The sequence below is a fragment of the Mesorhizobium sp. CNPSo 4689 genome (assembly GCF_057784325.1).
Genome location: NZ_JBWLUZ010000007.1, coordinates 176,670 through 198,528, shown reverse-complemented (window position 1 = coordinate 198,528; position 21,859 = coordinate 176,670). Strand labels below are relative to the sequence as shown.

Here is a 21,859-nt window from a genome sequence, read left to right as displayed (position 1 = left end):
CAAGATGGTGGCGGCGCTGAAATCCAAGGGTCTACCCAGAAGTGGGTAGACCGGGAATCAGCCGGGTTTTGCCACGATTCCGTGACCGAGGGCGTAGCGGATCAGTCCCGCCGTCGTGGCGATGCCGAGCTTCTTCTTGAGGTTCTTGCGATGCGTCTCGGCCGTGGCGGACGTGATCCCGAGCGCTTCGGCGATCTCCCGGTTGCTCTGACCCGCAACGATCAGGCCGAGAATGTCGCGCTCGCGCGGCGTGAGCGGATCCACCTGGTCCTGCCCCCCGCGCTCCATCAGCACGTCGGCGACGCCGGACGAGAAATATGTCCCGCCGCCTGCGACGGTCTCGATGGCGGCGACGATCTCGTCCGTCAATACATCCTTGAGGAGTAGCCGGATGCGCCGCGCATGACGGACGAAGAGATATATTCGCGGCTCTCATGCATCGAGAGCATCACGATCCGGGCGTCGGCAAGTTCCCTTCTGAACAGTTCGATCGCGTCTATGCCGCTCAGCTTCGGCATGTTGATATCCATCAGCACGACCTGTGGCCGGGTCTGCCGGCCTATTTCCAGGCCGGCATGCGCGAGGCCTGCCGTACCGACGACCTCGATATGGTCGAACGTCTCGAGCACGGCTTTCAGGCCATCCAGGACCAGCGGGTGGTTGTCGATCAGCAGCACCTTGATCACACGGCGGTCGCTCATGCAGCAACGGCCCGTTCGCTGGCCGGCATATTGGCCGATTTCGGCAGCATCGCCGTCAGCGTCGTGCCGGTCGGCAGGCTGTCGAGCAGCAGCAGGCCGCGGAAATGCGCCATGCGCTCCTGCATGTTGCGCAGCCCGAGGCCTGTCTTGCTGGAGGCGCTGCCGTCAAAGCCGGTGCCGTTGTCGGAGATCGTCATGCGCGCACGGCCGCCCTCGCTCCAGAGCTTGACCGCAAGCTGGGTGGCGCCGGAATGCCGCTCGACATTGTTGAACGCCTCCTGTGCGACGCGGTAGAGAGCCGTGCTGGCTGCCGGCTGCAAGCAGTCCGTAAAGCCTGATGCCTCGATTTCGGTCTCTATGCCCGTCCGCTCCGCGAAATTGTAGCAGAGCGCCTCGAGGGCCGCGGTCAAGCCGAGATCGTCGAGGACACGGGGGCGGAGATCGTGGGACAACCGCCTGATTTCCTTGATCGCGCCGTTGAGTGCTTCCACGCCGCGCTCGATGGTGAGCGCCGCGTCATCGACATGGTTCCTGACCTGCCTCCCGGCGAGATCCATGGCGTAGCGCACGCCGACGAGGTTCTGCGAAATGCCGTCATGCAGTTCGCGAGCCAGCCGCGAGCGCTCCTCTTCCTGGGTGTCGATCACTCGCTGGGTCAACTGCTTGAGCCTGCCATCGGCAATGCGGCGTTCGTGGAATGTCAGAAGCATGCATGTCGTGAAGACCACGAGCACCGCCGGAACGGCGACCAGCGCCACGATCACGAAGGTCTTCTTTATGTTCGCCCGCATGCTGGCGTTCGCGGCGGCGGTTTGGGCAAAGACATCGTCGAGATAGACGCCGGTTCCCACCACCCATTTCCATTTGTCGAGGCCGACCACGAACGACAATTTATCCGCGATCAGGCCTGTCGACGGCTTCTGCCATTTGTAGTGATGCAGGCCGCCGCCGGCCTTCGCCGTCGCGATCAGTTCGGCAATGACCTTGTCGCCGTCCGGATCGGTCAGGCCAAGCCAGTTTCGCCCGTGCCGGAAGCTTTGGCGCGGGTGAACGATGTTGTTGCCGTCATAGTCGTAGACGAAGAAATAGCCGTCCTTGCCATAGTCGAGCGAGGTCAGGATCGCAGCCACTTTCTCCTTGGCGGCAGCATCGTCGGGACCGGCATCGCGATAGCTTGTTTCGATGGCCGATAGAGCGAGATTGGTCAGATTGAGGATTTCCGCTTCCTTGGCTTTCAGCATGTTCTGCTCGAACGTGTCGATATTGTTCTTGGCAAGGTTTGCCGACTGCCAGGTTATGAACGTGGTGATCGCCAGGATCGCGATCATGAGTGGGACGATCGCAAGCGCGATGATCTGGTTCCGCAGCGTCAATTGGAGATCCTTCCCATGCACCGCGTCGTCGCTTAGGCGTGAACAACGATCCGCTGATAAAGGCCCGGCCAATAAGGGGCAATGCCGGCATGGGTCAAGTCTGGACGAACATTGGCCGGTTGCAAAGACAGAGGGTCGAGCCGAGAGCGGTTGTCTGGCCTGCTGCCTGTTCAGCGGATAGGCGCGTATGCCGACATCCTGATTTCTCGAACTCGGCAAGTCTGGGATAACCCGCGTCGCCCGTTCAATATTTTATAACCCGACGCTCAACGAGCACGACGATTGCAAACAGCGCGATCGACAGCGATGACGACAGCACGATCGCCGCATAGAGCCGGTCCGACTGGTAGTTGAAGCTCGCCTGGATGATGAGCGCGCCGAGCCCCTTGTCCGAGCCGATCCATTCGCCGACGATGGCGCCGATGACGGCGGTGGCCGATGCGATCCGCAGCGAGGAGAACAGCATCGGCAGGGCTCGCGGCAGGCGCAGGCTCCAGAACACCTCCCGGCGCGTCGCCGACAGCACCCGGAACAGTTCGTGCTCGTTGTCGCTGGCCGAATCCAGCCCGCGGATCATGTTGACCAGGGTCGGGAAGAAGCAGATCACGGCGGCGATGACGATCTTCGGCGTCATGCCAAGCCCGAAGATCAGGATGATGATCGGCGACAGCGCCAGGATCGGGATCGTGTTGAAGAAAAGCACGATCGGAAAATAGGCGGCCTGCAGCACGCGGCTGTGCACGAAGACCACCGCCAGCAGCACGCCGGCGAGGTTGCCGATGACGAAGCCGGCCAGCGCCTCGACCAGCGTCGGCCAGAGATTGCTCATAAACAGCGCAAGGCTCTTCCGGAAAACTCCGAATATCGCCGTCGGCGTGGGCACGATATAGGCCGGCACGCCGAGCCAGGGCAGCAGGAACTGCCAGGAGAGCAGGATCGAGGCTGCACCCAGGACGGGGAGCGCAATCGCCAGAGCCGGCGGCAGGGGTGCCTGTCTCATGAGGCCCGCTCCAGCGCGCCGCGCAATTCGGCCATGGCGGCGATAACAGCGGGATCCTCGCGTGAGCAGCGGTTGCCGTCCTGCTTGAACGGCCGCATGTCCAGGTCCTTGACTAGGCGTCCGGGATTGGCGGCAAGCACGATGACGCGCTCACCGAGATAGGCGGCTTCAGCGATCGAGTGGGTGACGAAGAGGATGGTCGTGCCGGTGCGCCGCCACAGCGCCAGCAATTCGTCGTTGAGGCGGTCGCGGGTGATTTCGTCCAGCGCGCCGAACGGCTCGTCCATCAAAAGCAACTTCGGTTGTCCAAGCAGCGCGCGGGCGATCGCCACGCGCTGCCGCTGGCCGCCCGACAATTGGTGTGGCAGGCGCTCGCCGAACCCGGCAAGCCCCATCAGCTCCAGCAATTCGTCGCTGCGATCCTCGATCGTACGCGTCAGGCTGCCTTGCCCGACACCAAGCGGCAGGCGGACATTGTCGCGAACCGTGCGCCAGGGCAGCAGGGTCGAATCCTGGAAGACAAAACCGACATCGCGGCGCGAGCGCACCGCGTGCGGCGTGTCGCCAAGCACGCTGATCGTGCCGCCGAGCGGATCAAGCAGGTCGGCGACCACCCGGAGCAAGGTCGACTTGCCGCAGCCCGACGGCCCGAGGATCGACAGGAAGGAGCCGGCCGCGACCGTGAGGTCGAGGCCGGAGAGCACTTTCACCGCCGTCTGCCGGCCGCCATAGCCGACATCCAGCCTGCTTGCCTCGATCGCGTTCGCCATCAGGCGGCGGGCGCGTCGAGCTTGGGCCGGTCGGCGGCCGAGAGTTCCAGGATCTTGGTGGTGTAAACGTCCGCTGCCGCAGGCCGGCCGTTCGGGTATTGGCCGACCTTGTCCAGCAGCGCCAATTGCTCCTCGATCGAAGCCGGGTCGAACGTTCCCCAGCCGTCCTTGGCGGTCTGCCCGTCGAAGGAAAGCTTCAGCACCAGATTGACGGTCTTTTCTTCCCAGCCGAGGTCCATTTCCGGATAGGCGGCGACCATTTTCTTCACCGCTTCCTGCGGATTGGCATGCACCCAGCCCCAGCCCTTGGCGACGGCGCCGATGAACTTGGCCAGCGTGTCCGGATCCTGTTCGATCGCGGCGTCGGTGGCGAAGTAGACATCGGCATAGGAGCTCAGCCCGAGATCGCGCACCAGAAGGTCGATGCGGTCGTCGCCGACGACGCTCAACGCCTGGGTGTTGGTGATCCAGCCGCCGATGGCGTCGACATCGCCGCGCACCAGCGGCGCCTTGTCGAAGCCGACATTGACGATGGTGACTTCGGACGGGTCGATGCCGTTCTTGGCCAGGATCTCGTCGATGACGAAGCGCGCCGTCGGCTGGATGCCGATCTTCTTGCCCTTGAGGTCGGCGACGCCGCGGATCGGCTTGGCCGGCTTCGAGGTGAAGGCATAGGGGCCGGTGCGGAAGCCGCAGGCGATGATCTTCACCGGCACGCCGCTGGCCCGCGCCGCATAGAGCTGCGGCGTTTCCGAGAACTGGCCGAGTTGGGCGGCACCCGAGATGACCGGCGGCACGGTGGCGGCATTCGGCCCGCCGGGGCTGAATTCCACCTCCAGACCGGCGTCCTTGAAATAGCCGTTGGCAACGGCTGCGATGTCGCCGATCTGTCCATTCGACATCAGCCAGTCATATTGGATGACGACCTTGCCGGCCGCCCTGGCGCCCGGCGTCAGCACCAACTGCATGCCGGCCGAGGCGGCGGCAAGGCCGGCGAAACCGGCTTTCACGAAGCTGCGGCGGTTCATGTCGTATTGTCTGTTCCCACTCATTTGTCGCTCCTGTTGCAAGACTTCTTGTTTCTTCTTCAGGCGCCGCTCCCACGGCGCGGCGTCGTCTACGGCTGTTCGTCGTGGTAGTCGCCGGGGCCGCCGTCGAGCCAGGCGTATAATTCCCAAAGCGTGTCGTCGGGATCGGTGAAGTAGGCGCAGCGCGCGTTCCAGACATAGTCTTCGGGCGGTCCGTAGAAGGGCACGCCCTTGGCGCTCAGCTCGCCATGCAGGCGGTCGACATCGGCGGGCGCATCGAGCTTCACCGCCACGCAGACCTTGTGCGCCTGGCGCGGCGACTTGAGCTTCGACACGCCGGTATGGCGGCTGATATGGTAGATCTCCCACGCCGCCAGCGTCACGCCCTCGCCATGGAAATCGGCAAAGCCTTCGGCGCGGCGGCGCAGCCGAAAGCCGAGTTTCTCGACATAGAAGTCGACCGTCCGCTCGATATCCTCGACGAGCAGGCAGACATCCGAAATCGCGTATGCACCTCCGAGCGGCATCGTCATTTCCCCTTGCCGGTGTGCTTGGCGCGCGCCGCGGGCAGCTTGACGCCGACACGCTCGGCGGCGCCGATGATATGGGCGCGCATTGCCGCCTCGGCGGCCTTGGGATCGCCGGCGACCAGCGCCTCGTAAATGCGCACATGCTCGCCGACATTGACGTCCACCAGGTCGTGCAGCGGATTGGTGAGGCGGGCGTAGTGGATCGAGCGGCGGATCTGCTCGCAAACGAAGGAAATGAAGGTGTGGATGTAGCTGTTGCCGGTGGCCCGTGCGATCTCGCGATGGAACAGCAGATCGGCGTCGATGCTGCCTTCCTCCCAGCGCTCCTCGCCGCTCATGCGGTCGAGCGCCGCCTTGATCGCGTCGAGGTGCTCCTGTCCCCGCCGCTCGGCGGCAAGGGCTGCCGACTCGGCCTCGAGGATGCAGCGCAGCTCGAACAGCCGCTCCATATTCTCGGTGTCTTTCAACGCCTCGCCGTCGATGCGGATCGAGGCGCGCTGCTCCGGCGCCAGTACGAAGGCGCCGACGCCTTGCCGCGCCTCGATCATGCCGTCGGCGCGAAGCTGTGCGATCGCTTCACGCACCACGTTGCGGCTGACGCCGAATTTCTCCGATAGCTGCTGCTCCGTCGGCAGCCGCGTGCCCGGATTGAGCTCACCGGAGTCTATCTCGCGGCTGAGGAAGGCGGCGACACGGTGAGGCAGCGCTTCCACCGTGCCGATGGCGGCCAGTCTTTGCTTCATGAAGAGGTCTCCGTCAAAGGCAGAAGGCAACCGGGGTTCATCAGCCCTTGCGGGTCGAGCGCATCCTTCAGCGCGGTGATGAGCCGGCGATGGGTGGGCGCCAGGCCGGCCCAGAAAGCGTGGTGGCGGGTGCGGCCGATGCCATGCTCGGCGCTGATCGAACCGCCGAGCGCGCCGGCGATCCGGTAGAGCCCGGCAGTGATGTCGGCGCCCCTGGCGCGCGCCTCGCTTTCGGCAAGGCCGGCTGGCGGTAGCACGTTGAAATGGATGTTGCCGTCGCCGGCATGGCCGTAGGCCTGCGGCAACCAGCCGGGATGGTCGAGCGCAACGAACCGGCGGGCCTGATCAACCAGGGCAGGGACGTCCGATATCCTGACCGCAAGGTCGGTGCGCACATGATAGCCGCGCTTTGCCTGGCCCTCGACCAGCCCTTCGCGGATTGCCCAGAAGGACCTGGCCTGCGCGCCGCTTTCGGCGAGCACGGCTTCGGTGATGAGACCGCTCCCCATGGCGCCGGCCAGGAAGTCGACCAGCAGCGCGCGCAGATCGACCGCGGCACTTGCGGACAGTTCGATCAGCACATGGACGGGAGCCTCGACCGGCGAGGCGATATCGGCGTCGATTAGGCGCGCGAGCTCGATGCACTCCGAGCCAATGATCTCGAAGGCCGACATCAGATCGGCCGAGGCCCGGCGCGCCTGCCGGAACAGCGCGATGGCTGCTTCGAACGAGGCAAGGCCGAGATAGGCGGTTTCGACCCGAACGGGTTTTGGAAACAGTTTCAGCTCGACGCCGGTGATGATGCCGAGCGTTCCTTCGCTGCCGATGAAAAGCTGCTTCAAATCGTAGCCGCGATTGTCCTTGCGCAGGCCGGAAAAGCTGCTCCACAATTCGCCGTCCGGCAGCACGACTTCGAGGCCGAGGATGAGATCGCGCGCCATGCCGTAACGCAGCACATTGATGCCGCCGGCATTGCTGGCCGCATTGCCGCCGATCTGGCAGCTGCCCTGGGCCCCGAGCGCCAGCGGAAACAGGCAGTCATACGCCTCGCTGGCATCCTTGATGGTCTGCAATATGCAGCCGGCATCGGCCTGCAGGACGAAATTGTCGGCATCTATGAGGCGGATGGCGTTCAGCCGTTCCAGGCTGACGATCACCGATCCGCGGGTCTCGATGTCGATCGCGCCCGCCACCAGGCCAGTGTTGCCGCCTTGCGGGATGATGCCCAGCCCAAGCGCTGCGCACAGCCGCACCACCGCCTGAACCTCGGCGACCGAAGCCGGCTTCAGCACCGCAAGCGCGCCGCCATGGTAATCGCCCGACCAGTCGCCAAGGTATTTCGCCATGTCGGCGGCATCGATGGCGATGCCGCCTTGCCCGACAGCGCCTTCCATGGCGCTGAGGATTTTTGGCGAAAGGCGATGAACGGTCATGTAAGGGCGACAACGATGTCTGGAGATAGGGTGATACATATCATCCTACAACTCAGATCGAGTCAACAGCTCTTCCGGGAAAGGTGGGCAATCGGTCCTCTGTCCGGGTTGAAGAACGTTGGGAGCTGCCCGTGCCGCCGGCAAAGGGAAGGTCGTGTTGGACGTATCGGGTTTAGGACCTGCTCATGCGCCGCCTTGGCCGATTGCCGCCAGGTCGAAAGCATTTCAATGGTGAGCGGCGGCTCGCCCGCGACCGTTGATCCAGCAAGGCATGGGGACAAGATGATCGAATTGCCGTTTACGCGTGACGAATACCAGCAGCGGCTTCGAAAGATCCGCACCGAGATGGCAAGGCGCGGCATCGAACTTCTGATCGTGAACGATGTTGCCAACCAGCATTACATCACCGGCTATGATGGCTGGTCATTCTACACGCCGCAAATGGTGCTCGTTCCAATCGAAGAGGTCGAGCCGGTCTGGATCGGGCGGGCCATGGATGCGGCAGGCGGGCTGCTGACAGCATGGATGAAGCCGGAAAACGTGGTTGGCTTCCCGGAGGACCATGTTCAACGCGCCGATCGGCATCCCATGGACTGGATCGCGAGCTGGATCGTCGCCAAGGGCTGGGGCAACCGCCACATCGGCATTGAGCTCGAAGCCTATTATTTCTCGCCGAAGGCACATGCCCGGCTTGTTGCCGGCCTGCCCAATGCCAGACTGCATGACGCTGATCTTCTGGTGAACTGGATACGCGCGGTCAAATCGGCGCCCGAGATCGATTATTTGCGCAAGGCATCAACCTTGGCCGAAGCGGCGGTCGCGCGGGCCTTCGAAATTATTGCACCGGGCGTTCGCGAATGTGATGCGATTGCCTCCATCCAGGCGGCACAGATCGCCGGCAGCCCGGACTTCGCGGGCGATATCACCGCTCTGCCTCCGACAATTCTCGGTGGCGAGAATGCCTCCGCTCCGCACATCATGTGGAGCGACAGGCGGTTCGGGGAGAATGAGACGATTGCCCTGGAACTCGCCGGCGTCTGCCGCCGCTATGCCGCCGGGCTTGCCAGGACGATGCAACTCGGCAAGACGCCGACGCGTGTCGCGGACACCGCAAAAGCGGTGATCGAAGGCATGGATGCGGTGCTCGAAGCGGCCAGGCCAGGAACGACCGCCGAGGCGGTCGAAGTTGCGTGGCGCAAGGTCATTCAACGCTACGGGCTGAAGAAGGAGTCGCGTATCGGCTATTCCATCGGCGTCGCGTACCCGCCGGATTGGGGCGAGCACACGATCAGCCTCAGGCCAGGCGACAAGACGGTGCTTGAGCCCGGCAACGTCGTGCATTCCATTCTTGGCATGTGGATGGACGGTTGGGGCATCGAGATCAGCGAGACCATCCTGGTGACCGGAACCGGCAACGAGACCCTGACCAAGTTCCCGCGAGACATCCATGTCAAACCCTGACGATCCGACGGCGGTGGGCGGTGCCGCGGCTCCCGTCCCAGTCGACATCGATGCCGGGATCCTCGATCGGATGATCGAGATCCGCCGGCATCTGCATCGCAATCCGGAGCTTTCGAACCAGGAAGTGAACACGCAGCGTTACCTGCGGCAGATGCTGGCTGCTCAGGGAATTGCCGACATTCGCGACGTCGCGGGCTTCGGTCTGGCCGTCGATATTGTCGGCACCGGCAAGCCTTCAAATCGCAAGCTGGTCATTCGCGCCGACATCGATGCCTTGCCCATCGAGGAGGAATCCGGTGTCGACTATGCGTCGATAAATCCAGGCGTGATGCACGCGTGCGGTCACGACGCCCATGCATCGATGGGCTTTGCGGTTGCCGCGCATCTTCATCAGTCGAGGCACGATTTTGGCGGCACCGTGCGCCTCATCTTCCAGCCGGCCGAGGAAGACGAACCGTCGGGCGGGAGACGAGTGGTCGAAGAGGGGCTTCTCGACGATGTCGACGCCGCCATCTGCGTTCATGTCGATCCGTACACGCAGTCCGGCAAGATCGCCGTCAGTTCCGGTCCATACACCTTGGCTTGCGATACGTTCGATGTTCTCGTCACGGGCTCCGCCGCCCACGCCGCAAAACCGTACGAAGGGGTCGATGCGATAGCCGTGGCGTGTTCGATGGTCACGGAACTGCAGAAGATCGTCTCGCGCGAGATCGACCCCTACGACCCGTTGGTCATATCCGTTACCACCATCAACGGCGGTAGCGCCTACAATGTGATCGCCGGCAAGGTCACATTGAAGGGCACCATCCGCAGCGGAAGTGACGCCACCCGCGAGCGGGCCTGGCACCGCGTTCGGGCCATACTCGAGGGGATAGCGGCGAGCCATGGAGCGAGTGTCCAGCTCGACATCCACAAGGGCGAGCCGGGGGTCGTCAACGATGTCGAGATGACTGAGCTGGTTGTCGCCAGCGCCAAGGCTTGCATCGGGGCCGACAATGTTCTCAACACGCCCGGATGGACCATCGCCGACGATTTTGGCTACTACAGCGAGAAACGGCCATCGGTTTATTTCCGGCTTGGAATCCGAAATGAAGAGATCGGATCGGTCTTTCCGCTCCACCATGCCAGGTTTCGTGTCGACGAGGCCGTCCTGAAAATCGGTGCGACCACTCTGGCTTCGGCAGCGACGATGTTTCTGTCGACGCAGCCGGAAAGTCTCGACGCACAGTGAATCGCGGGACAGGGTGGCCTAGAGGTACTGCTCGACCTTCTTGCCGACGGTGAGAAAACGCAGCGGGTCGACCGCCTCGCCATTGTGGCGAACCTCATAGTGCAGATGCGGGCCGGTCGAGCGGCCGCTGCTGCCGGTCTTGCCGATGACGTCGCCGGCGGCGAGCTTCTGGCCGACGATGACGTCGATTTCGCTGAGATGCCCGTAACGCGTGGCAAAGCCGTTGCCGTGATCGACCTCGACCATGCGGCCATAGCCGCCGTTCCAGCCGGCCTTGACGACGACACCGGGCGCGGTGACCTTGGCCGCCATGCCGATCGGGGCCCTGAAATCCATCCCCGAATGCAGTGCGGCGGTGCCAAGGATCGGGTCGGTGCGCACGCCGAACGGGCTGGTGACTGAATGACCCGGAGCGGGATTGGCGAGCGGCAGCTTCCGCGCTTCCTTCTTCAGATGGTCGAGCGCGTCCAGCGCCTCGTCGAGTTCCTTTACCTTGCTGTCGAAGATCATCGAGCCGTCGACCGGGATCAGCGGACCGCCGGCGTCGCTCTTGCCGAAGTCGCTGTCGACCGGCAGCCCGGCAGCCTGCAGTGCCTGGGTTATGGCATCGGCACTCTTGTAGGCGTTGTCGGCAAGCGTGGCGACGCGGGTAAGTTGTTCGGTTTCGATGGCCTTGAGCGACTGGTTGATCGACACGAACAGCCTGTCGGCGCGGTCGGCGGCCGAATCGCTGGGCAGCGGGTCGGAGCGGGTCGACCACAGCGAGAACGGCCTGGTGTCGCCTGCGCCCGGATTGGTGGTAAGGCTGGCCACGGAATAGGCCGCCGGCTGGGCGATACTGCCGGTCACGTCGGCATGTTCGTCGGGCTTGGCGGCGGCATCGGCTGCAGCGGGCGCGGTGCCGACTTCGCTTTCTGCACGTTCGAGGATCGGGCCGAGGCGGCCATGGCGCTGGCTGAGCTGGCTCTGCCGCTCGAGAAGTTCGCTGACCTTGGTTTCCATGAGTTGCTGGTCGAGAAGCTGGCGGCTGGTGATGCGGTCGACCTGGGCGCGAAGCGCCGAGATGCGGTCCTCATAGGCCTGCTGCATGCGTGCCTGGCGCGCCGTGGTGGCGCCGATGAGATCGTCGCGCAGCACCAGATAGGAGGTCGCCAAGAGGTAACCGATGGCGATCGCCGACAGCGCCGAGCCGATGAAGGCGGCAAGCCAGGGGCGGATGGTGAAATGCCGTATCTCGTTGCCCCGGGCGATGATGACTGTGTGGGGCTCTTTGCGCCTGCCGAAGACCGCTGACTGACCGGTTAGGTTCACGGGACCAAGCTTTCGTTACGACATCAACGACAAGCCTGATTACACATCATTAAGGTTAACGGTCGGTTGATTTGGCGCAACGCCTTGCAATTCACGGGTTGTAGCCGTTTTAAGATGAGGCGCGCCAGCGCGGCGGCCGTCGCGCCGACTGGCAACCTTTTCCACGTGCTTCTTCGACGGCATCCTGACCGTCACCAAAGGCAGCAACATGAAGCTTGCCGGCAACGTCATAACCTCGGCGCTGGACACCCTGACCGTGACCTGGGATGGTACGAAAAGTGCCGGTCGGTGAACGTCTAGAGTTCAGCCACCTCAACGACATAGCCATCCCGAAGCCAGTAACGTTCTCGGGATGGCGACAGCCCGGCGGCAAGCATCAGCTCGCGGGCGGTGAATGGGTTGGCTTCGTGGTTGATGGAGATCAGAAGTTTGGCGTTCTCCTTCGCCCATTGAATGTATTGCTCGGCACTGCCCCTCGACATTTCAGTGAACGAATCCACGTTGATGACGATGTCGACCGGCGGGGCTTCCGGCAGCCATTCTGGGATGCGCATGTTTACGGCTGCCCGCTCTTCGCCATGCAGCGAGATCTGATCGTCGCCAAGAGTGCGGCCCAGAAAATAGGCTTGGGCAACACCTGTCGTCGGAAGGTCGATGAGGGTGTAGTTCTCAAAGCCGAACCTTTGGGCGTAGTATGCGGTGCGGCCGAGACCACCGCCGATGTCGAGTACGGAGGGGGAAGGCATCCCGGCGGCATATCGCTTAAGCAAAATGGCCTGGTAGAGGGAGTTGATGGTCCTGTATGAGGCGACGCCGCGCTTCGATACGATGCCGAATTCGTTCGGGAATGGATTGGGAAACGACAACTCCCCACCCATGATGTCTTCGATACCGTCGATCAGTATGTCGGTGTCAAGAGCGGCCCGTGGCCCACTTTCCGGGTTTGCGAGTCTTATCGCGCCGATGACTTCGGCGAGATAAACAAGCCTAATGTGAAAAATGGCGCCCTGCTGCTTGTGAACGGCATCCCCACCATTCTTAAGCGCGTCGCTGAAGTCGCTCATGAGATTGTCGAAACCATAGTGGAACGTGGTGCTGGATGGATCGCGCAAGAGCTTGGTGGCCAGATCAATGTCGTCATTCATCAGCGCAGCTGAGACGTCGCCCTTCTTCTGTTCGACAATCGACTTCCAAAATGAGCCGGCAGGATCGGTGTGCATGGCGCACGCCGCACGGAAGGAGCGGGCTATCCGCCTTACCAAGTCGGCATCATCGGGCGTGGTCTCGCCGCTGAAAGTGGTACGGTAGGGAGCAGTCTCTACGGGAGGTTCGGCCTCTGGCTTAAGTTGTTCTGGATCTCCGCTACTGTCCAGCCGAGGCTGGGTGCAGAAATGGTCAAGCATGAAGCGTTGCCAAAGCGTTCGCGGTTGTTCCGTCATGCTGTACCCCCTAAAGTCCAACTGACCCTTAACCGAAAATCTCAACCCTGAATAGTTGCCCGCTGCGCCACTGCACAGCGATAACTCCACACCCGCGCCGCGGCCGTATCTCTTACGATTGCAGGAGGCGCAATCCATGGACCGCAACTTTTCCCGCGCGCTGGCGCTGGTGCTGAAATCCAAGGGCGAATGGTTGGACAATCCGGTCGACCCGGGCGGCGCCACGATGAAGGGCGTCACGCTCGCCAACTTCCGCCGCTACGTGAAGGCGGACGCCAGCAAGGCGGATCTGCCCGAGATCAGCGATGCCCAGATCGCCACCGTCTACCGGCGGATCTATTGGGACGCCGTCGCCGGCGTCGGCCAGGGCGGACGCATCGGTTCCGCCACGCTTGCCGCCGTGGGCAAGATGCTACCGGTGAGCGGGATCGACAAGTTCTGCGACAACCGCCTGGCCTCGCTGAAGCGCCTGCCGACCTGGCCGACCTTCGGCAGGGGCTAGACGGAGCGCGTCGTTTCGGTGTGGGCGCAGGCCTTGCTCATGGCTTCCTTATGCCGCCTGCCACGCCCGCACAGCCGGCGCCAGAAGCGTCGACAGCACCGCACGCCAGGACCGGCCAACGGCTCCGCGCGTCAAAGCGCGCGCACCGCCTCGAGCACCTCTTCGGCGTGGCCCTTGACCCGGACCTTCCGCCAGATCCTGGCGATGCGTCCGTCCTTGCCGATCAGGAACGTCGCGCGCTCGACGCCCATATAGTTGCGGCCGTACATCGTCTTTTCGACCCACAGATTGTAGGCCTCGATCACCTTGCGCTCCTCGTCGGCGACGAGGTCGACGGTCAGATCGTATTTCTGCTTGAACTTGTCGTGCTTCTTGATGCTGTCCGGCGACAGGCCGATCACCACCGCGCCGGCCTTCTCGAATTGCGGCTTCAGCTGCGAAAAGCTGATCGCCTCGGTGGTGCAGCTTGAGGTGTCGTCCTGCGGGTAGAAGTAGAGTACAACAGGCTTTCCGGAATACGCGGCGAGGCTGAGCGACCCGCCACCGTCGCGCGGAAGGTCGAATTGCGGCGCATGGTCGCCCAGGTCGAGATCAGCCATATCGGTGCCCTTGTTTGCGGTTACGCGCCAAGCCGCATCGATATAGTGTCGAGCGGGGATTCGTCCACGATCGAGTTCGTTACAACGGAATATTGCGTGGATCAGGAAGAACCGCAGCACGAGAAGATCAGGTTCAGGCGTGACGAGATCACCGACCTGGGGGCTTTTCCGTCTGCGTGCAAGGTGCCGCCGCTTGGCCGCGCCAAGATCGGCCGCGGCTTTCGCATTCTTGGGCGGCTGGTTGCCGGCCTTTGCGCGCTGGTGCTGCTGGCCGCGGCCGGCGTCTATGTGCTCGGCGCGACGGGCTTCGGCACCGAACGGCTTCGGGCCGAGGCCGAGACGGCAATCGAGAAACTGGCCGGCTTCGATGTCGATGTCGCGGTCGGGCCGGCACGACTGACGCTCGATGGCTCGAGCTTCATCGCCTTGCAGGTGAGCGAAGTCGTCTTGAAGACCGCCGATGGCAAGCCGATGGCCGATGCCGGGCGTGTACGTTTCGGCATAAGGCTGATCCCGCTGCTTTCGGGCGAGGTACGGCTGACCAGCGCCAGGATTTCAGACTCGCACATCGTGGCGGCGGCGATGCCGTCAGGCGGCGGCGACTGGACGGCCGCGTTGCGCAACGAAGACGGGCTCGTCGATCCGGAGAAGCTCGCCGACGCGGTGTTCGCCAACGTCAACCACGCGCTCGACGCGGTGCGCGAGGATTCGATGCGCCAGATCGACCTCTCGAATGTCGAGTTCGTGCTGCCGGACGCCGGCTCGGTCAAGCGGGTCACCGTCGCCGACGCCTCGGTTCTGCAGACGGGGCCGGGCAGCATGCGGCTGTCAGCCACGGCCGATGTCGACGGCAGGGCACTCACCGTCGCCGCCACGGCCACGCGCGATTCGACGGCGCGGCGCGTCAGCGCGCTGGACGCCAGCGTCGGGTTGGCCGAGGCCGAAGGTGCTGCCACGGCCACCGGCGGAAAGCTGGGCACGGTCGCGCTCAAATTGACGGGATCGGAAGGAGCGGGCGAGACGGCGTCGCGGCTTGTGGCTTCCCTGTCGCTTGCCGGCGCCGTGCTCGATCTCGGCACGCGTGGCCTGCTTCCAGCCGACGTCGATGCCAATGCCACGCTCATCTCCGGCTCGAACAAGATCCAGGTCGACAGGCTGCTGCTCAAGACCGGCCGCTCGACCTTCGACTTCGCCGGTTCGATCGGACCGAAGCCGGCCTCCGGCACGGCGGGCGAAGAGCCGGCCTACCGCTACGACCTGACCAGCGACCGTTCGATTTTGGCGCCTTCCGAGTCGCCGGAGCCGGCGCTCGACTTCGTCGCGCGCGTTGCTGGCGTCTATCAGACCAAAAGCCACAAGCTCCTCGCCGAGCAGATCGGGGTCCGGTCGGGCGGCTTGAGCGAGGTCATGGGCACGGCCGCGGTCACCCTTGTCGACGGCAAGGCGCCGGGCATATCCGTCTCCCTCAACGTCCACGACATGCCGGTCTCGCATGTCAAGCAATTGTGGCCCTGGTTCTCCGCCCGCAACGCCCGCCTCTGGGTGCTGAACAATCTGTTTGGCGGCCGTGTCGTCAATGGCAGCGTGGGATTCCAGGTCGTGCCGGATCGTCTCGGCAACGGCGTCCCGCTTTCCGCCAGCGAGGTGTTCGGCCGCTTCCAGATCGAAGGGTCGCGCTTCGACACCGCCGGCCGCATCCCGCCGATCCGCGATGCGGTGGGCGAGGTTTCGTTCCATGGCAACGACGTCGACGTCGCGCTCACCTCCGGCAGCGTCTTCATGCCGAGCGGCCGCACCGTGGCGGCCAGCAACGGCACGCTGACGGTCAAGCAAGCCAACCGCCCGCCGGTGATCGGCGCGCTCGATATCGACGTCGCCGGCGAGGCGCCGGCGATCGCGGAGCTCGCTTCCTACGAGCCGATCAACGCCATGCGCCATGTCGGCCTCGTGCCGGAGGACCTGTCCGGCGAAATGACCGGCCACGTCAAGGCGGACATTCCGCTGCAGTCGGGTGTCGACACCTCGAAACTCGATTGGCTGGTATCGCTCGACTACACGGACCTGTCGCTCGCCAAGCCGTTCGAGGACCAGACGGTGACCGAGGCCGACGGTTCGATCACGGTCGGGCCCGATCAGGCAGTGATCTCCGCCAAGGCGCGGCTCAACGGCATCCCGGCCGAGCTTGACCTCGTCGAACCGCTCAAGGACGGTGGCCCGCCGCGCAGCCGCAAGGTCGCATTGGTGCTCGACGACAAGATACGCGCTGCCGCCATGCCTGGCCTGTCGCCGCTGCTTTCGGGAACCATAAAGGTGGCGATCGACAAGAGCGAGGGCGACCAGAACGTCTCGGCTGACCTCACCAATGCCAGGCTGGACATTCCCTGGGCAGGCTGGAGCAAGGGCGCGGGCGTTCCGGCCAAAGTCACCTTCGTCATGGCCAAGTCGGGCAGCACCACGACGCTGTCCGATTTCGACCTCGACGGAAAGAGTTTTTCCGTCGATGGCGACGTGACGCTGGTCAACGGCGGCCTGTCGTCGGCCCGCTTCAGCAAGGTCGCGCTGAACAGGGGCGACGATGTCGCCGTGTCGGTCAAGCGATCGGGCAAGGGCTACGCGGTCGATGTCAGCGGCGAGGCACTCGACGCCCGCTCGCTGATCAAGCAGTTCACCTCCGACGTTGACACCGCCACCAAGACCACCGGCTCCGATGCGATTTCGGTCAGCGCCGACGTCAATTCCCTGACCGGATTCCATGACGAGGTACTGTCCAATTTGAAGCTGGACTACAGCGCCGCCGGTTCCAGGGTGAACGGGCTGAAGGTGAGCGCAACCGCAAGTTCGGGCGCCGCGATCACCATCAGCAACACGGCCGGCGACGGCCAGCGCATGCTCAACATGAAGTCGGCGGACGCCGGCGCGATCCTGCGCTTCCTCAACATCTACGAGCACATGGAAGGCGGCTCGATCACGCTGTCGATGGCTGGCACAAGCGATGGGCCGATGAAGGGCCAGGTCGATTCCAGCAACTTCTTCATCGTCAACGAGCCGAAGCTTGCCTCGATCGTATCGACGACACCGGCCGGTGACAGCCGCAATTTGAGCCAGGCGGTCAAGGCCGACATCGATACGTCGCGGGTCAAGTTCGAGCGCGGCTTCGCCGAGATCGACAAGGGCGCCGGCTATCTGAAACTTGCGAACGGCGTGCTGCGCGGCCCGCGCATCGGCACCACCTTCCAGGGCACGCTCTACGACCAGAGCAACAATATGGACATGACCGGCACCTTCATGCCGGTCTACGGCCTCAACCGCATCTTCGGCGAACTGCCGCTGTTCGGCCCGCTGCTCGGCAATGGCAGGGACCGCGGCCTGATCGGCGTCACCTACCGGCTCAAGGGCAACGCCAACAAGCCGGTTCTGGACATCAACCCGCTGTCGGTGATCGCGCCTGGCATATTCAGGTCGATCTTCGAGTACCGGTGAGGCGGGTCGGGTTTAGCCTTCAATCGGCCGCGCCAGGACGTGTTTTTTCTTGCCGAGTGAAAGCTTTATGACGTTTTCCGGACTCAAATCCTGAAGTGTTACCATGCGGCGGTCGTCCGAGACCGGCTGGTCGTTGAGGCGCACGGCGCCGCCCTGGATGTGCCGCCGCGCCTCGCCGTTGGAGGCTGCGAGCCCGGCGGTGACGAGCAGCGACAATATGCCGACGCCGGCTTCCAGCGCCGCTCTGTCCACGTCCACGCTCGGCAATGTGTCGGCGAGCGCGCCTTCCTCGAAGGTCTTGCGCGCGGTTTCGCTGGCAGTCTCCGCCGCGTCGCGGCCATGCAGCATGGCGGTGATCTCGGTGGCGAGGATCTTCTTCGCCTCGTTGATCTCCGAGCCGTCGAGTTGTTGGAGCCGCGCCACCTCGTCGAGCGGCAGCGTCGTGTAGAGCTTCAGGAAGCGGCTGACATCGGCGTCCTCGGTGTTGCGCCAGTACTGCCAGAACTCGTAGGGCGACAGCATCTCGGCATCGAGCCAGACGGCGCCCGAGGCCGACTTGCCCATCTTGGCGCCCGACGAGGTGGTGAGCAGTGGCGTGGTCAGCGCATAGAGCTGTGCGCCTTCCATGCGATGTCCGAGATCAATGCCGTTGACGATGTTGCCCCACTGGTCGGAGCCGCCCATCTGCAGCCGGCAGCCGACGCGCTTGTAGAGCTCGACGAAGTCATAGGCCTGCAGGATCATGTAGTTGAATTCGAGGAACGACAGCGACTGCTCGCGGTCGAGCCGGAGCTTGACGGAATCGAAGGCCAGCATGCGGTTGACGGAAAAATGCCGGCCGACATCGCGCAGGAAGTTGACGTAGTTGATCTCCATCAGCCAGTCGGCGTTGTTGACCATGACGGCGTCGTGCGCACCGCTGCCGAATTTGAGGTAGGGCGCGAAATTGCGGCGGATGCCGGCGAGATTATCCTCGATATCCTGCGGCGTCAGGAGCTTGCGCGCCTCGTCCTTGAAGGACGGGTCGCCGATCATCGAGGTGCCGCCGCCCATCAGCGCGATCGGCCGGTGGCCGGTCTGCTGCAGCCAGTGCAGCATCATGATCTGGATCAGCGATCCGGCGTGCAGGCTCTTGGCGGTCGCGTCGAAGCCGATATAGGCGCTCACCGTTTCCTTGGCGAAAAGCTGGTCGAGGCCGGCATCATCCGAGGTCTGGTGGATGAAGCCGCGCTCGCTCATCGTGCGCAGGAAATCGGATTTGAAGGCGGACATTTTTTCTTTCCCGAAAGCGCCAGGCCGCTGCGGCTGGCGTGATATGAACGCGGGCGTTTAGCATCCAAGCGCGATCAGCAAAAGTGGAATCCGGTTTTGCGTCTGATCGCGCTTCAGCCGGTAAGCGCGATCAGCAAAAGTGGTTTTCGGTTTTGCGTCCGACCGCCCGCCAACAAAAGACCAGCGATCAGCAAAAGTGGAATCCGGTTTTGCGGGCCTGCGGCGGTGCCATTTGCGAATCCTTGCCTCATCGTTTTGGCTGGCGTAATGAGGCGCCGCGCAACGGCTTCGCCCGAGGCGCGCCGCGACGAGGCCAATCGACCGCCCCGCAGATCAAGTCAGGAATCCGGCCTCCCGCACATGAACAGGAATTACCTCATCCTCTTTCTGTTCAGCCTGCTGATGACGCTCAGTGGGCTGATGACCCTACCGCCCGTCGATCGCGACGAGTCACGCTTCGTCCAGGCCACCAAGCAGATGGTCGAGACCGGCGACTATGTCGACATCCGTTTTCAGGATGTCTCCCGCTACAAGAAGCCGATTGGCATCTACTGGCTGCAATCGGCGGCGGTCGCGCTGAGCGGGCAGGGGGCCGAAGCCCCGATCTGGGTCTATCGCCTTGTGTCGGCCCTGGGCATTGCCATCGCCGTCGTCGGCATTGCCTGGACGGGCACAAAACTTTTCGGCGCCAAGGCCGGTCTCGCCGCCGGCCTGATGATGGCCGCGATCTTCGCCACCGCCTTCGAGGCCCGCGACGCCAAGACGGACGCCATGCTCCTGGCCTGCTGCGTGGCGGCGCAGGGCGCGCTGGCGCAGATCTACCTGGCATCGCGCCGCAATGAACCGGTTGCCGGCCATCTGCCGTGGGTCTTCTGGATCGCCCAAGGCGCGGGAATCCTCATCAAGGGCCCCGTGAGCCCGCTACTTTCGGTCCTGACGGTCGCCGCGCTGTTCGCCTTCGAGCGCGACTGGCGCTGGTTGTTGAAGCTGAAGCTTGTGCGCGGTATCGCGCTGGTCCTGCTGATCGTGCTGCCCTGGGTCATCCTCATTACCTGGAAGAGCGGTGGCGCATTTCTGCAGGAAGCCGTCGGCAAGGACATGATTGCCAAGGTCGCGCAGGGTGAGGAATCGCATGGCCTGCCGCCCGGCTTCTACATGCTGACCTATTCGCTGTTCATGTGGCCCTTCGGCCTGATTGCGGTCGGCGCCGGGCTGCAGGCCATCAACCGCTTCTGGGACGATCCGCGCCTGCGCTTCTGCCTCGCCTGGTACATCCCGTTCTGGCTGGTGTTCGAGCTGATCCCGACCAAGCTGCCGCACTATGTCATGCCGGCCTATCCCGGCATGGCGCTGCTGATCGGCTGGCTGCTCACCTTGCCGGCCGAGGAGGCCAATGCGCCACTACGGCGCTGGCAGTCCTGGCTGTGGTGGGCGACCGCTTTCGGCCATGTCGTGGTCTCCATAGGCCTGGCTGTCGTTTGCATCGGAGCGCCGCTTTATCTGGCCGGGACATTTTCCTGGTGGAGCTTGCCTGCCGCGCTCGCCGCCGGCTATCTGGCCTTCCCGCGCCAATTGCAGGTGCCGCTCGCCCGCATCGGCGCAATCGCGGTCTGCGCCGGCATCACTTTCTCCCTGCTGTTCGGTGTCATCGCGCCATCCTTGAAGCCGATCTGGCTGAGCCCGGCGATCAAGGCCGCAGTCGATGCGAACCGCCCGTGCGAGACGAGCGTGCTCGCCTCCGCGCCGTATCATGAGCCGAGCCTCGTCTTCCTGGTCGGCACCAAGACGATGCTGACCGATGTCGACGGCGTCGCAAGGCACCTGCTCGACGACCCCGCTTGCGCGCTGGGACTGGCGCCGGTCGCGGATGAGAAGAAGCTGAACGATGCGCTGGCCGGGCAGGGCAAATCCGCACGCCGGCTGGCTGAGATCGACGGCCTCAACTACTCGTCAGGGGACAAGCTGTCGCTCGGCCTCTATCGGGTGGACAAGTGAACACGTCCATGACCCCGCCTGCGGTGTTCCGTCGGTCTCTCGGCAACTTCCTCGACACGATGCGGATCGTGCGAAGGCGCTTTGCCGTGCGCAAACCCGACTATCCGCGCATAGCCTGGCCGGTCTGGCTGCTCGCCTGGATCATGCTCACGGCAGCGGTCTTCTTTCGCCTTGACCACGCAGCCGGGACGCGTTGGGGGGAATGGCCTCCCGGTCTTGCGCGCTTCACCGAGTTTTTCACCGACTTCGGCCTGGGCGGCTGGTATCTCATTCCGGCAGCACTCTGCCTTGTCGCCGCCAACCTGACCGACTGGCGAGGCCTTTCGCGGCGCGCGCGAATGCTCGTCTACAACTGGACCTGCCTTGCCTTTCTGGTGCTCGGCGCGGTCGGTCTTTCGGGCATCGCCGTCAATCTGCTGAAATACAGCATCGGGCGGGCGCGTCCGCGCTATTTCGACGATTTCGGAGTGTTGTCGTTGCATCCTTTCGCTTTTGATGCGCGCTTTGCCGGCTTTCCGTCCGGCCACGCCACCACCATGGGCGCCGTCTTCGGCGTCGCGCTGCTCTTGTTTCCGAGACGCTGGTACATCGCGCTGGCGATCACAGCGTGCATCTCGTCGACGCGGGTCTTCGTCGGCGCGCACTATCCCAGTGACACCGTCGCCGGCTTTGGCCTCGGCTGCGCCAGCGCGATCCTGTGCGGACTTCTCTTCGCCCGGCTCGGCTTCATCTTCCGCCGAACGTCGGCGAAGCTGCCTGTCCGCAAGACAACCTTTCGGCTCGCAGGCTATGGCGGGACAGGAAACAGAAGGGTGGCGTCCAGACAGAGCGAAGATCGCGTCGCCGCGGACCGGCCTTAGGGTCAAAACTCAACCGTCAGGGTCGCCAATGGCCGGGATGGGTGGGAAGTTGCCGTTCGGCTCAATAGCCAGAATGCGCACGTTGCGCCAGAAAACGGTCATCCACCGCCATTTCTCGAATGACCGCAGTG

At 63.8% G+C, this 21,859-nt stretch carries 17 protein-coding genes and 1 pseudogene; 6 read left to right on the top strand and 12 right to left on the bottom strand.

Annotation, left to right across the window (positions count from 1 at the left end; translation table 11 throughout):
* Positions 1–57: 57 nt before the first annotated feature.
* The 8 genes and pseudogenes from mctR to AC04SI_RS13800 form a co-directional block, all read right to left on the bottom strand.
* Positions 58–701 (bottom strand): annotated as a pseudogene (mctR, locus tag AC04SI_RS13835) (two-component system response regulator MctR).
* Positions 698–2,074 carry a two-component system sensor histidine kinase MctS gene (gene mctS, locus AC04SI_RS13830; RefSeq protein ID WP_488474325.1) on the bottom strand — a complete coding sequence of 459 codons (1,377 nt, stop codon included), beginning with the start codon at positions 2,072–2,074 and terminating at the stop codon, positions 698–700. Before mctS ends, mctR begins: the two are co-directional and overlap by 4 nt.
* 244 nt (positions 2,075–2,318) lie before the next feature.
* Positions 2,319–3,074 (bottom strand): ABC transporter permease, encoded by a 756-nt coding sequence (locus AC04SI_RS13825; RefSeq protein WP_404283980.1) that lies wholly within the window; start codon positions 3,072–3,074, stop codon positions 2,319–2,321.
* Positions 3,071–3,844: an ABC transporter ATP-binding protein gene (locus AC04SI_RS13820; RefSeq protein ID WP_192178996.1), complete on the bottom strand. Its 774-nt coding sequence runs from the start codon at positions 3,842–3,844 to the stop codon at positions 3,071–3,073. Before AC04SI_RS13820 ends, AC04SI_RS13825 begins: the two co-directional genes overlap by 4 nt.
* Complete coding sequence (locus AC04SI_RS13815; protein ID WP_404284034.1) at positions 3,844–4,872, bottom strand: ABC transporter substrate-binding protein; 1,029 nt, start codon at positions 4,870–4,872, stop codon at positions 3,844–3,846. Before AC04SI_RS13815 ends, AC04SI_RS13820 begins: the two co-directional genes overlap by 1 nt.
* Positions 4,873–4,961: 89 nt before the next feature.
* Positions 4,962–5,399 (bottom strand): VOC family protein, encoded by a 438-nt coding sequence (locus AC04SI_RS13810; protein ID WP_404283982.1) that lies wholly within the window; start codon positions 5,397–5,399, stop codon positions 4,962–4,964.
* 2 nt (positions 5,400–5,401) lie between these two features.
* Entirely contained in the window at positions 5,402–6,145 is a 744-nt protein-coding gene (locus tag AC04SI_RS13805) for a FadR/GntR family transcriptional regulator (RefSeq protein ID WP_006204455.1), read from the bottom strand.
* Complete coding sequence (locus AC04SI_RS13800; RefSeq protein ID WP_488474324.1) at positions 6,142–7,578, bottom strand: FAD-binding oxidoreductase; 1,437 nt, start codon at positions 7,576–7,578, stop codon at positions 6,142–6,144. Before AC04SI_RS13800 ends, AC04SI_RS13805 begins: the two co-directional genes overlap by 4 nt.
* 282 nt (positions 7,579–7,860) lie before the next feature.
* Between AC04SI_RS13800 and AC04SI_RS13795 the strand changes: the two genes are divergently transcribed.
* Positions 7,861–9,039, top strand: a complete 1,179-nt coding sequence (locus AC04SI_RS13795) for a M24 family metallopeptidase (protein WP_404283986.1) — start codon at positions 7,861–7,863, stop codon at positions 9,037–9,039.
* 70 nt (positions 9,040–9,109) lie between these two features.
* Entirely contained in the window at positions 9,110–10,270 is a 1,161-nt protein-coding gene (locus AC04SI_RS13790) for a M20 metallopeptidase family protein (protein ID WP_488474323.1), read from the top strand.
* A gap of 18 nt (positions 10,271–10,288) precedes the next feature.
* Here the strand turns inward: AC04SI_RS13790 and AC04SI_RS13785 are convergent, their stop codons facing one another.
* Together AC04SI_RS13785 and AC04SI_RS13780 are read right to left on the bottom strand one after the other, a co-directional pair.
* Positions 10,289–11,581 (bottom strand): M23 family metallopeptidase, encoded by a 1,293-nt coding sequence (locus AC04SI_RS13785; RefSeq protein ID WP_404283990.1) that lies wholly within the window; start codon positions 11,579–11,581, stop codon positions 10,289–10,291.
* A gap of 296 nt (positions 11,582–11,877) precedes the next feature.
* Complete coding sequence (locus AC04SI_RS13780) at positions 11,878–13,020, bottom strand: putative sugar O-methyltransferase (protein WP_404283992.1); 1,143 nt, start codon at positions 13,018–13,020, stop codon at positions 11,878–11,880.
* 136 nt (positions 13,021–13,156) lie between these two features.
* Here AC04SI_RS13780 and AC04SI_RS13775 point away from each other — a divergent pair, with 136 nt between their 5' ends.
* Entirely contained in the window at positions 13,157–13,522 is a 366-nt protein-coding gene (locus AC04SI_RS13775) for a glycosyl hydrolase 108 family protein (RefSeq protein ID WP_488474322.1), read from the top strand.
* Between the two features lie 131 nt (positions 13,523–13,653).
* Here the strand turns inward: AC04SI_RS13775 and AC04SI_RS13770 are convergent, their stop codons facing one another.
* Positions 13,654–14,121, bottom strand: coding sequence for a peroxiredoxin (locus AC04SI_RS13770; protein ID WP_006204461.1), 468 nt, complete (start codon positions 14,119–14,121; stop codon positions 13,654–13,656).
* A gap of 96 nt (positions 14,122–14,217) precedes the next feature.
* Between AC04SI_RS13770 and AC04SI_RS13765 the strand changes: the two genes are divergently transcribed.
* Positions 14,218–17,601 (top strand): hypothetical protein, encoded by a 3,384-nt coding sequence (locus AC04SI_RS13765; protein ID WP_488474321.1) that lies wholly within the window; start codon positions 14,218–14,220, stop codon positions 17,599–17,601.
* 12 nt (positions 17,602–17,613) lie between these two features.
* On the opposite strand, the gene tyrS is transcribed toward AC04SI_RS13765, so the two are convergent.
* On the bottom strand, positions 17,614–18,873 hold the full coding sequence (gene tyrS / locus AC04SI_RS13760; protein WP_404283998.1) for a tyrosine--tRNA ligase: 1,260 nt from the start codon (positions 18,871–18,873) through the stop codon (positions 17,614–17,616).
* Positions 18,874–19,233: 360 nt separating this feature from the next.
* Between tyrS and AC04SI_RS13755 the strand changes: the two genes are divergently transcribed.
* Positions 19,234–20,868 (top strand): ArnT family glycosyltransferase, encoded by a 1,635-nt coding sequence (locus tag AC04SI_RS13755; RefSeq protein ID WP_404284000.1) that lies wholly within the window; start codon positions 19,234–19,236, stop codon positions 20,866–20,868.
* Positions 20,869–20,876: 8 nt separating this feature from the next.
* Complete coding sequence (locus AC04SI_RS13750) at positions 20,877–21,728, top strand: phosphatase PAP2 family protein (RefSeq protein ID WP_488474320.1); 852 nt, start codon at positions 20,877–20,879, stop codon at positions 21,726–21,728.
* Positions 21,729–21,859 lie beyond the last annotated feature (131 nt).